The sequence below is a fragment of the Streptomyces sp. ActVer genome (assembly GCF_027270795.1).
GTDB classification, from domain to species: Bacteria; Actinomycetota; Actinomycetes; order Streptomycetales; family Streptomycetaceae; genus Streptomyces; species Streptomyces umbrinus_A.
In genome coordinates this window covers 1-10080 of sequence record NZ_JAPWHT010000385.1, presented here as the reverse complement: position 1 = coordinate 10080, position 10080 = coordinate 1, and the positions used below count along the sequence as shown (strand labels likewise).

At 71.7% G+C, this 10080-nt stretch carries 11 protein-coding genes and 1 pseudogene; 6 read left to right on the top strand and 6 right to left on the bottom strand.

Going from position 1 to position 10080, the window contains the following annotated elements:
- A partial coding sequence (locus O3Q52_RS40675) for a S9 family peptidase (RefSeq protein ID WP_269653589.1) occupies nt 1-674 on the top strand: 674 nt, incomplete at its 5' end.
- Between the two features lie 99 nt (nt 675-773).
- Entirely contained in the window at nt 774-1223 is a 450-nt protein-coding gene (locus tag O3Q52_RS40670; protein ID WP_269653588.1) for a Rieske (2Fe-2S) protein, read from the top strand.
- Here O3Q52_RS40670 and O3Q52_RS40665 read toward each other — a convergent pair.
- Nucleotides 1210-1860 carry a cysteine hydrolase gene (locus O3Q52_RS40665; protein ID WP_269653587.1) on the bottom strand — a complete coding sequence of 217 codons (651 nt, stop codon included), beginning with the start codon at nt 1858-1860 and terminating at the stop codon, nt 1210-1212. The two genes, O3Q52_RS40670 and O3Q52_RS40665, sit on opposite strands and share 14 nt — an antisense overlap.
- Nucleotides 1861-2004: 144 nt before the next feature.
- Between O3Q52_RS40665 and O3Q52_RS40660 the strand changes: the two genes are divergently transcribed.
- Nucleotides 2005-2472: a pyridoxamine 5'-phosphate oxidase family protein gene (locus O3Q52_RS40660; RefSeq protein ID WP_269653586.1), complete on the top strand. Its 468-nt coding sequence runs from the start codon at nt 2005-2007 to the stop codon at nt 2470-2472.
- 84 nt (nt 2473-2556) lie between these two features.
- On the opposite strand, the gene O3Q52_RS40655 is transcribed toward O3Q52_RS40660, so the two are convergent.
- Nucleotides 2557-3459, bottom strand: a complete 903-nt coding sequence (locus tag O3Q52_RS40655; protein WP_269653585.1) for a LysR family transcriptional regulator — start codon at nt 3457-3459, stop codon at nt 2557-2559.
- Nucleotides 3460-3534: 75 nt separating this feature from the next.
- On the opposite strand from O3Q52_RS40655, the gene O3Q52_RS40650 reads away from it, so the two are divergent.
- Nucleotides 3535-4530: a DMT family transporter gene (locus O3Q52_RS40650; protein WP_269653584.1), complete on the top strand. Its 996-nt coding sequence runs from the start codon at nt 3535-3537 to the stop codon at nt 4528-4530.
- Nucleotides 4531-4604: 74 nt separating this feature from the next.
- Here O3Q52_RS40650 and O3Q52_RS40645 read toward each other — a convergent pair whose 3' ends face one another.
- Complete coding sequence (locus O3Q52_RS40645; RefSeq protein WP_269653583.1) at nt 4605-5936, bottom strand: aminotransferase class I/II-fold pyridoxal phosphate-dependent enzyme; 1332 nt, start codon at nt 5934-5936, stop codon at nt 4605-4607.
- A gap of 90 nt (nt 5937-6026) precedes the next feature.
- On the opposite strand from O3Q52_RS40645, the gene O3Q52_RS40640 reads away from it, so the two are divergent.
- On the top strand, nt 6027-6704 hold the full coding sequence (locus O3Q52_RS40640; protein ID WP_269653582.1) for a pyridoxamine 5'-phosphate oxidase family protein: 678 nt from the start codon (nt 6027-6029) through the stop codon (nt 6702-6704).
- Nucleotides 6704-7348: an FMN-binding negative transcriptional regulator gene (locus tag O3Q52_RS40635; protein ID WP_269653581.1), complete on the top strand. Its 645-nt coding sequence runs from the start codon at nt 6704-6706 to the stop codon at nt 7346-7348. Before O3Q52_RS40640 ends, O3Q52_RS40635 begins: the two co-directional genes overlap by 1 nt.
- A gap of 166 nt (nt 7349-7514) precedes the next feature.
- Here the strand turns inward: O3Q52_RS40635 and O3Q52_RS40630 are convergent.
- The 3 genes and pseudogenes from O3Q52_RS40630 to O3Q52_RS40620 form a co-directional block, all read right to left on the bottom strand.
- Nucleotides 7515-8476 (bottom strand): annotated as a pseudogene (locus tag O3Q52_RS40630) (DMT family transporter).
- Between the two features lie 267 nt (nt 8477-8743).
- Nucleotides 8744-9754 (bottom strand): DMT family transporter, encoded by a 1011-nt coding sequence (locus tag O3Q52_RS40625; RefSeq protein ID WP_269653580.1) that lies wholly within the window; start codon nt 9752-9754, stop codon nt 8744-8746.
- 90 nt (nt 9755-9844) lie between these two features.
- Nucleotides 9845-10045, bottom strand: a complete 201-nt coding sequence (locus O3Q52_RS40620) for a Clp protease N-terminal domain-containing protein (protein WP_269653579.1) — start codon at nt 10043-10045, stop codon at nt 9845-9847.
- Between the last annotated feature and the right edge of the window lie 35 nt (nt 10046-10080).

Sequence of the window (10080 nt, the reverse complement as noted above, 5' to 3'; positions counted from 1 at the left end):
CCGTGATCGTGCACTCGTACTCGGGGCCCGGCGCGCAGAAGGTCGTGAAGGCCGCCGCCTGGCACCACGCCGTGAACCAGTGGTTCGCCGACCATGGCTTCGCGGTGCTGTGCGTCGACGGACGGGGCACGCCGGGGCGCGACCGGGCCTGGGAGACCGCCATCCACGGGGACCAGCTCATGCCCGTGATCGAGGACCAGGCGGACGCCGTACGCGCGGCCGCGGAGCTCTTCCCCGAACTGGACACGGGACGCGTGGCCATCCGCGGCTGGTCGTTCGGCGGCTATCTCGCGGCGGGGGCCGTGCTGCACCGGCCCGACGTGTTCCACGCGGCGGTCGCGGGCGCGGCCCCGACCGATCTGCGGCTGTACGACACGCACTGGAAGGAGCGGTTCATGGGCCACCCGGACGTCCAGCCGGAGAACTACGAACGCTGCTCCCTGGTGGCCCACGCGCACAAGCTCACGCGCCCCTTGATGCTCGTACATGGGATGGCCGACGACAATGTGGCGCCCGCACACATGCTGCGGTTCTCGGCGGCGCTGCTCGCCGCGGGCCGGCCGCACACCGTGCTTCCGCTGCCGGGAGCCACGCACTCGGTGACACAGGAGGGCGTGATAGACACCCTGCTCAGGCTGGATCTCGATTTCATCAAGAAGTCGCTCAATTCCTGAACCGCCTGAACTGCGCGGGTGACGTACCCGTACCCCCTGTTGGATCAACACACAACTTTACAAACGCGCATCTGCACATCTGTGGAAGGGACCGCCACTATGTCCAGCGAATCGCTCAAGCCTGCGCCGGCGCTCTGTCGTCGCACCCTCCTTGCGGCACTGGGCGGGGCGGGTATCGCCGCCACGCTGACCGCCTGCGGGGGCTCCGACGACAGCTCGTCCGGCTCCTCCGACGCCTCCAAGTCGTCGGGCTCCGGCGGCGGCGCGGCGCTGGCCAAGACCACCGACATTCCGGAGGGCGGCGGCAAGGTGTTCGCCGACCAGGGTGTGGTCGTCACACAGCCGACGGCCGGTGAGTTCAAGGCCTACTCGACGGTGTGCCCGCACCAGAAGCAGCAGATCAACAGCGTCGCCGACGGCACCATCACCTGCCCCGCCCATGGCAGCCAGTTCAACGCCACCGACGGCAGTGTCAAGAAGGGGCCCGCGACCAGTGGCCTCACCGCCGCCAAGATCACCGTCAGCGGGGACTCGATCACGCTCGGCTGACCCGGCGGGGTCGCTTGAGGCAGGCCAGTACCTCGTCCGTGGTGGCGATGGTTGCCACCAGCGCCAGCGTGTTGCGGATCATCGCGGGGGTGTAGTCGGAAGGCACCCCCGCGATGGCGTCGCTGGGGACGACGACGGTGTAGCCGCGGTTCACCGCGTCGAACACGGCGTTGGGCACGGCCACGTTGGCGGAGACGCCGGTCACGATCAGCGTGCGGCAGCCGAGGTTGCGCAGCAGCGCGTCGACATCGGTACCGGCGAGGGGCGAAAGACCGTGCAGGCGGCGTACGACGAGATCCTCCTCGGCGACCTCGATGGGCGGTGCCACACGTACCGCGGTCGTCCCTGACAACTGCCGCACCGGCAGACGCTCGGCCGCGCGGAACAACCGGGCGTTGTGGTTGGCCCCCCGCCCGTCGGGGCGGCGCTCGGCGACCGCGTGCATGACCTGTACGCCGCTCTCGTGGGCCGCCGTGACGAGACGGGCGACCTGGGCGAGCGCGCCAGAGGAACGAACCTCCTTGGCCAGTTCGGGCAGCGCGCTGTCCGGACCGACGACACCCTGCTGGCACTCGACGGTCAGCAGGACCGTGGTGGCCGGGTCGAGGAGTTCGCTGAGCTGCTCGAACGACGGCATGGGCTCCCCCTGTCACGGGCGGTCCCCGGACCCTGTGCGGCCCGGTCGACCTGGTCTGCGGTGGCGGGCGAGCGTAGCCACCATTGCGCACGGACGGAAGACACTCCATGCTTTTCTGACGTCACGTCAGAAATGGGGAAACGTATGGCCGTCACTCAGCGCCGGGGCCGAAGGATCATGATGACTCCCGACGAGCTGGACGAGTTCCTGACCACCCAGCGCACCTGCCGGGTGGCGACCGTGTCGGCCGACGGCGCGCCGCACGTCAGCACGCTCTGGTTCGCCTGGGACGGCAAGTCCCTCTGGCTGTACTCGATCACCCGCAGCAAGCGCTGGGCCGACCTGCGCCGCGACCCCCGCGTCGCCGTGGTCGTCGACACGGGCGAGGAGTACGACGAACTGCGGGGCGTCGAACTGTCGGGCACCGTCGAGTTCATCGGCGAGGCCCCACGCACGGGCGAGCCCCACCCCGAACTCGACTCCGTGGAGCCCCTGTTCGCCCGCAAGAACTTCGGCCTCCCCGAAATGCCCCACGACGGCAGACACGCCTGGATGCGCCTCACCCCAGAAGCAACAACATCATGGGACTTCCGCAAGCTCGCTGCACTGTGAGGCGGGGGTGGGGGCGCCTCTTAAGGGGCGCGGGGAACTGCGCGACCAGCCCCCACCGCCCCGCACCCGAACAACCGACCCCGCCTAAGAGACCCGCACCCCCGCGGAGCGCAACGCATCCACGGCGGCCCGGATCGCCGGCCGCCGATCCGCATCGGCCCGCCACACCGCATACACATGCCGCGTAACACGCGGCCGCACCGGCACGGTCCGCACCCCGGCCGGAACCGGATCCCGCCCGAGGCGAGGCGCCACGCACACGCCGAGCCCCGCCGCGACCATCGCAAGCTGTGTGTGATGCTCCTCCGCCCGGTGCGCGATGACCGGCTCGATCCCCTTGCCGCGCAACGTGAAGAGCAGCCACTCGTGGCAGAACTCCCCCTCGTCCCAGGCGATCCACTCGTCGTCGACGAAGTCCTCCAGGTCCACCTCGGAACGATCGGCGAGGCGATGCCCGACAGGCAGCGCCAGATCGGTGGGGTCGTCGAGAAGCGAGGCCTTGACCAGACCGTCCGGCAGCGGCAACGGCTTGTTGTACCAGTCGAGAACGACCGCCAGATCGAGGTCACCGCGCGTCACCCAGGTGACCCCGATCTCCGGCTCCAGCTCACGCGAGCGAACCCGCAGCCCGGGATGCTCGGCACGCAGCGCGGCAAGAGCCGTGGGGAACAGCCCGCGCGCCGCCGTGGGGAACGCGGCGAGTCTCAACTCGCCCATCACCTGGCCACGCTGCGCCTCCAGATCGGACTGGGCGAGCTCGACCTGGGACAGGATGCGCGCGGCATGGTCGGCGAGCAGCCGCCCCGCATCGGTGAGCCGCACCCCCCGTCCGTTCTTGGCGAGCAGTTGCTGCCCCACCTCCCGCTCCAGCTTGGACATCTGCTGGGACACCGCCGAGGTCGTCACATGCAGCCCCTCTGCGGCGCCACTGACCGAGCCGTGCCGGGCCAGGGCGTCGAGGGTGCGCAGGCGCTCCAGGTTCAACATGTAAGCAATACTACGAGGTACCACGACAAAAATCTCGCTTGTGCTACGAGATCGTGATCCCCCATCGTGGTCGTCATGAGCGCCGCGACCGAGCCCCGGACTTCTCCCGTCCCGTTGTCCACCGCACCTCCGGGCTCGCTCCACACCGCCCCGCCCCTTCACCGTCGCCGAGCCCTCGACTGGCGCCTCCGCTTCGCCGGTCTGTCCCTGATCTGGGGATTCAGCTTCCTCCTCATCAAGGTCGGCACGAATGGCTACGCGCCCTTCCAAGTGACGTTCGGCCGCCTGCTGTTCGGGACGTTGGTGCTCGCGGTCGCAATCGCCTGGAAGCGGGACCGGCTGCCGCGCGGAGCACGCACCTGGGGGCACCTGGCGGTCTCGGCCCTGCTCCTCAACGCCCTGCCGTTCTCGCTGTTCGCCTACTCCGAGCTGACGATTCCGTCCACGCTGGCGGGGATCTGCAACGCGACCTCACCCCTGTGGGGCATGGCCCTTTCGCTGGTCGCCCTCTCCGAGGACCGGCCCACCCGCCGCCGGGTCGCGGGCCTCGGCATCGGCTTCCTCGGCGTGCTGACGGTGCTCGGCGCCTGGCAGGGCTTCCACGGTCTGGACGCCGCGGGCACCACGATGGCCCTGCTGGCGTCGCTCAGCTACCCGATCGGCTGGATCTACATCCGCCGCACACTGGCCGGCTCCAGCCACTCCAACCTCTCGCTGACCGGTGCCCAGCTTCTGCTCGCGACGGCCCAACTGGCAGTCGTCACCCCGCTGTTCACGACCCTGCCGACCCACTTCCCGCTCATACCGCTGCTCGCGATCATCACGCTGGGCACGCTCGGCACGGGCCTCGCCCTTCTCATCCAGTACGGCCTGGTCGCCGAAGTCGGTCCGACGACGGCCCAGATGGTCACGTACTTCATCCCGGTCATCGCCACCGCCGCGGGCGTCGCGATCCTCGGTGAGTCCCTGGCCTGGTCGACACCGGTGGGCGCGGTCATCGTGCTGGCGGGCGCGGCACTCACCCAGTCCAGGCCCGCCAGACCCACCAGGCCCACCAGGCCCAAGCCCTGAGCCCACCGCACGACCGCGTCACCCGCTCACCGGCTCACCGACCCACGGGCTCACGGGCTCACCGCGTCGGGGTCTCAGACGTAGCGGCGCTCAGGCGCCGACCCGACCGCGGCGGCGACCTCGTCCGCCAACGCCCCGACCTCGTCCGGCGCGAGGGTCGACACGGTGATCCGCAGCCCAGGTGGCGCGTTCATCCGGAAGCGGGCCCCCGGAGCGACGGCCCAGCCCGCGTGCAGCAGCCGCGCGACGGCGCCGGTCTCGTCCGGCACGGGCACCCACACGTTCATCCCGCTGCGTCCGTACGCCTCGACGCCGCGTTCCGCGAGCGCGCCGATCAACGCGTCCCGCCGCCGCCCGTAGGCCGCGGCCACGGTCCGCGCGTCCACCGCGCCGTCGGCCCACAGCCCGGCAACAGCCCGTTGCAGCAGCCGGCTCACCCATCCCGGCCCCAACCGCTGCCGCCCCTGCACACGGTCCATCGTGACGGAGTCACCGGTGAGCACGGCAAGCCGCAGATCGGGCCCGTACGCCTTGGCGACCGAGCGCATGAACGCCCAGTGCCGGGTCACGCCGGCCAGCGGATTCAGGGGCAGGTCGACGATGCGATGCCCGTGGTCGTCCTCGACGAGCAGGGTCTCCGGGTACTCGGCCAGCACGGAACGCAGGGCACGCGCGCGCGTGGCGCTCAGCGCGGCGCCGGTCGGGTTCTGCGCGCGGTCGGTGACGACCAGGGCCCGCGCCCCGCCCTCCAGCGCGGCTCGTACGTCGTCGGGCAGCGGTCCCTCCTCGTCGACGCCGACAGGAACCGCCCGCAGCCCGAGCGCCGGGATCAGATCGAGCACACTGCGCCAGCCGGGATCCTCGTGGGCGACGGCGTCACCGGGCCTGAGGTGCACGGCCAGCACCCGTTCGATGGCGTCGAGCGCCCCCGAGGTGACCACGACCGGCCCGTCCGGCACGCCCTCCGTGTCCAGGTCCGCGCGTGCGAGGCGCGCCAACTCCGGCTCCATGGCGGCCGCTCCGTAGAGCACCGGTTCCCGGTCCGCGTGGGCCGCGGCCGCCGCGAACACCTCGGCGAGCGCGGGCAGCAGGGCCGGGTCCGGATTGCCGTCTGACAGGTTCCGCACCCCCGGCGGCACATCCAGGCGGGAGATCTCCCGAGCGGTCGTCACCGGCTTGGACCGTACGCGACTGCCGCGCCGACCCGCCGTCTCGATCACCCCGCGCTCCCGCAGGGTGCGATAGGCGGCCGCGACGGTATTGGGATTCACCCCGAGCCGACCCGCCAACTCCCGCATCGGCGGCAGCAGTTGACCGGGCTCCAGCTCCCCCGAACCCACCGCACGCTCGACGCTGGCCGCAATCTCAGCTGCGCGCCCACCCTCGATCCGATACTCTTCTAGCACAAAGCAGAGTATGCACTAGTGCAATAAGCCGCGCAAGGCGGGCACGGCATACGAGCGAGAACACACGACGACGCAGACCTGGAGAGCACCATGACGGAGACGGCCGCCCCGCGCCCCGCCACCTACACCCCGACCGACCGCACCGTCCCCACCCGCTCCAAGGAGCGCGCCGCGTACGACCACGAGATGGTGCACTCGATCCTCGACGAGGGGTACGTCTGCCATCTGGGCTTCGTCCGCGACGGGGCGCCGGTCGTGCTGCCCACGCTGTACGGGCGGGTCGGCGAGCACCTCTATCTGCACGGCTCGACGGGTTCGCGCCCGTTGCGGATGGCGGGACAGGCCGACCCGGGCCTGCCGGTGTGCGTCACCGTCACGCACGTCGACGGGCTGGTGCTGGCCCGCTCGGCCTTCCACCACTCGATCAACTACCGCTCCGTGGTGGTGCACGGCGTCGCCCACCAGGTGACGGACCCCGACGAGAAGCGGGAGGCTCTGGACGCGCTGGTGGATCACGTGGTGCCCGGCCGCTCGTACGACTCCCGGCCCGCCAACGCCAAGGAGCTGGCCGCCACCGCCGTGCTCCGCCTGGACCTCGCCGAGGTCTCGGCCAAGCTGCGCACCGGCGGCCCGAACGACGAGCCCGAGGACCTCGGCCTGCCGCACTGGACCGGAGTCCTCCCTCTCCGCAAGGGCTACAACGCCCCGGTCCCCGCCACCGACCTCGCCCCCGGGATCGAGGTCCCCGACTACCTGGCGATCCTCTGATGGTCATACATCCCTGGGACGCGCCCCACGACGACACCGAATGGCAACAGTGGCTGGCCGTGCACGACTTCGGCCAGCTCGCCGTGAACGGCCTGCCCGGTGAGCCGCCGCACGTCCAGCCGATGCACTTCGTCCACGAGGCCGAGCCGGGACCGTACGGACTGGTCCTCGCCCACCTGGCCCGCCCGAACCCGGTGTGGCCGGCGCTCGATGCGAACCCGGTCGTGACCCTGAGCGTGGTCGACGACTACGTGTACGTGCCCGGCCCCTGGCAGGCTCCGCCGGACTCCCCGCCCGAGCACGGCACTCCGACGAGCTTCTACGCGGCGGTCCAACTCCGGTGCACCGCCCATGTGGTGGACGACCCGGAGGAGAAGGCCGAGCTCCTCAACCGCCAGCTCGGCCACTTCCAGCCCGAGGGCGGCTCCGCCCGTGCGACGGTCGGCGAAGCCCCGTTCGGCCGTCTCCTCCCCGGGATCCGCGGTCTGCGGCTCGAAGTGACGGACGTTCGGGCGAAGTTCAAGTACGCGAATCACCGGCCGGAGGAAATCCAGAACCGTGTTGTGGCCGAACTGACCACAAGAGGCGGTCCGCGTGACACGGCGGCGCGGGAACACCTGCTGCGGCGACGCAGCAGCAGGTGACACCGAGGTGACGCAGGCCGCCTCATAGGTGACCGGCCGTGTGGACCCTACGGGGTGGGGCCCACACGGCCGTTACCGACAGCCGTCCGCTACCGACGCTTCCGATGCCGAGGTTCTCCGGCACCGACAGTCCGGTGCCGACAGTCCGGTGCCGGCGGGCAGCCCCTCAGAGCAGCGCCGGCTCTTCCTCGGGAGTCCACCTCGCGGTCCCCGTGCCCCGCGCCTCCGCGAGTGCGAGCCCCGCCACCGACCCGAGCATCAACAGCGTGCCCGCGACCGTGGCAGCGGTCAGCCGTTCGCCGAGCAGTGCGACGGCCAGGACGGCCGCGCTCACCGGTTCGAGCAGCATGATCACGGAGACTGTGGCCGAGCGGACGACGGCCGCGCCCGCGAAGTACAGGGCGTAGGCGAGGGCCGTCGGGACCGCGGCGATGAACGCCAACAGCGCGACGACGCGGGCGGGTTCGGCGGTGTGCGGCACCAGCCCCTCGGCGATCCCGAACGGCAGCAGACACAGGGCCGTGACGGCGAACGCCCCCACGGTGGTGGAGGACACGTCGGTGCCGCCGTCGCGCCCCCACAGCGCGTCAGGAGCGTCATCACGGAGTACCCGGCGGCGGACACGACCGCGAGCGCGACGCCCGACGGCCGGACCGCCGCGCCACCGCTGCCCAGCACCAGCACCGCGAGCCCTGCGAGCGCCCCGGCGACGGCGGCGTATCCGGCGCGCCCGAGCCGTTCTCCCATGGTCAGCCGCGCTCCCAGCGCGATGAGTACGGGACCGGCGCCGAGGGTGACGACGGTGGCCACGGCGAGTCCGGTGGCCTCGACGGCGGCGAAGTACGCGGTCTGGAAGACCGCGAGCCCCACCCCCGTGGCTCCCATCCGCGGCAGCCTCGTACGAAGGAGGGTGCGTGCGGCGGGGCGTGGCCGGCGCCGGAGCGACCGGACGGCGAGCAGCAGGGCGAGGCCGCCCGCGCAGCGCCAGAAGGACAGGGCGACGGGGCCCATGTCGCTGGCGCGGTAGACGAGTGAGGCGACCGCGCCCGCGGTGCCCCAGGCGGCGCCGGCGACGGTCAGATAGAGGAGGCCTCGCCCGATGGGCAGGCCGGAGACAGCATGCGACACGTGTTCTCTCCGCAGATCCGCAGAAGTTCGGGAAAGGACCACGTCACGCGCCGTACGAACGGCACACCGGCCGGATGGGGCGCACTGGCCCCGTCAAGCGGGTGGGTCGCCGCGACCAGGTCGGTCGTCTCGGCGCGGATGGTCCTCGGACTTCATCCGCGGGCAGCACCGTTCCGCCCGGCCTGTGGCCGGGCGGTGATTCCGGAGGGCCCGCCTCAGGCGGCCGGAGGCGGAAGAACGAGTGCGTCCGAATGCATGATCGGGAGCCTAGACGGCGGTGCCTCGCGCCGACAACTCCCTTTCGGCGTCGCCCGTGCCGCCCGCCACCGGTGTCTGCGAGGCCTTGGCGGGCGTGGACGACTGGGCGATGAAGGCGCCGAACAGGACGACCGCGCCGCCGATGATCTGCGGCGCCGACAGATGCTCACCGAGCAGGACCCAGGCGAGCACGGTCGCGATGACCGCCTCCAGACAGGCCACGACGCCTGCCACCTGCGGCGAGAGCCTGCGCACGGACTGGACGCCGGTCACGTAGGCGATGACGGTCGCGATCAGCACGATCCAGCCCAGCAGCAGGGAGGCCGCGACCGCCGTGCCGTCCATGTCCGCGGTGCCCCCGAGCACCGACCAGTCCATGCCCCACGGCCGCGCCACGACCGTCAGGACGAGCGCGCCGACCAGCAGTCCGTACGCGATGACCCCGAGCGGATCCGGGGCCTCCTCGCCCGCGTCGCTGCCCTGGTCGGACAGGACGAAGTAGCCGACCTGGCAGCAGGCGGCGCCGAGCGCGAGCAGCAGCCCTAGGACGTCGAAGCTCAGCCCCGACCACACCTCGACGACGCAGGCGAGACCGCCGACGGCGAGGACGACCCCGAGGGCCGCGGCACGGGTCACCGGCCGCCGCTGCACGAACCGCACCCAGCCGAGGACCAGCGCGGGCGCGAGGTACTCGACGAGCAGCGCGACCCCGACGGGTATGCGCGAGATCGAGGCGAAGTAGAAGGCCTGGACACCGGCCACGGCGAGGAGTCCGAACCCGGCGAGCAGCGCGGGCCGCCTGCGCACCAGCCCCCGGTGGCGCACGGCCAGCGGCAGCATCACCAGCGCGGCGCCCGCGACCCGCAGCCACACCACGTGCAGCGGGTCGAGCCCCGCCTCGATCAACGGCTTGGCCGCGACACCGGATCCCCCGAAGGCGACCGCCGACGCGAGCGCGAGGCCGAGCCCGAAGCCCCTCCCGCGGTTGCCCTGACTGCTCTCAGACGTATGCACCGGCACATGATGACAGGCGACGACATGAGCGTCACCCCCAATGACACCTGTCTCACCGAGTGGACCGGCGGCGCCCCCGCACGCCCCGTTGTCGGCTCAGGCCTCGATGCCCCGGCCCGCCGCGGCATCGATCCGCGCGAGCAGCGCCGGTACATCGACCCCCGCACGTCCCAGCACCTCCACGGCCCGAGACTCGGGTTCGGCGACGATCGCCGCGAGCAGGTCGACCGCGCCCGCGCGTTCGTCGCCCCGCCGCAGGGCCCGCTCGCCGGCGCCCTCCAGGGCGCCCGCCGCCACCGGCTACCACCCGTCCTCGGTCACCACGGGTATGG

Bases quoted from the DNA above. Each gene is read 5' to 3' on its own strand.
- O3Q52_RS40635 (WP_269653581.1), top strand. From the start codon at position 6,704: ATGGTCATACATCCCTGGGACGCGCCCCACGACGACACCGAATGGCAA.
- O3Q52_RS40655 (WP_269653585.1), bottom strand. From the start codon at position 3,459: ATGTTGAACCTGGAGCGCCTGCGCACCCTCGACGCCCTGGCCCGGCAC.
- O3Q52_RS40650 (WP_269653584.1), top strand. From the start codon at position 3,535: ATGAGCGCCGCGACCGAGCCCCGGACTTCTCCCGTCCCGTTGTCCACC.
- O3Q52_RS40665 (WP_269653587.1), bottom strand. From the start codon at position 1,860: ATGCCGTCGTTCGAGCAGCTCAGCGAACTCCTCGACCCGGCCACCACG.
- O3Q52_RS40640 (WP_269653582.1), top strand. From the start codon at position 6,027: ATGACGGAGACGGCCGCCCCGCGCCCCGCCACCTACACCCCGACCGAC.
- O3Q52_RS40670 (WP_269653588.1), top strand. From the start codon at position 774: ATGTCCAGCGAATCGCTCAAGCCTGCGCCGGCGCTCTGTCGTCGCACC.
- O3Q52_RS40660 (WP_269653586.1), top strand. From the start codon at position 2,005: ATGGCCGTCACTCAGCGCCGGGGCCGAAGGATCATGATGACTCCCGAC.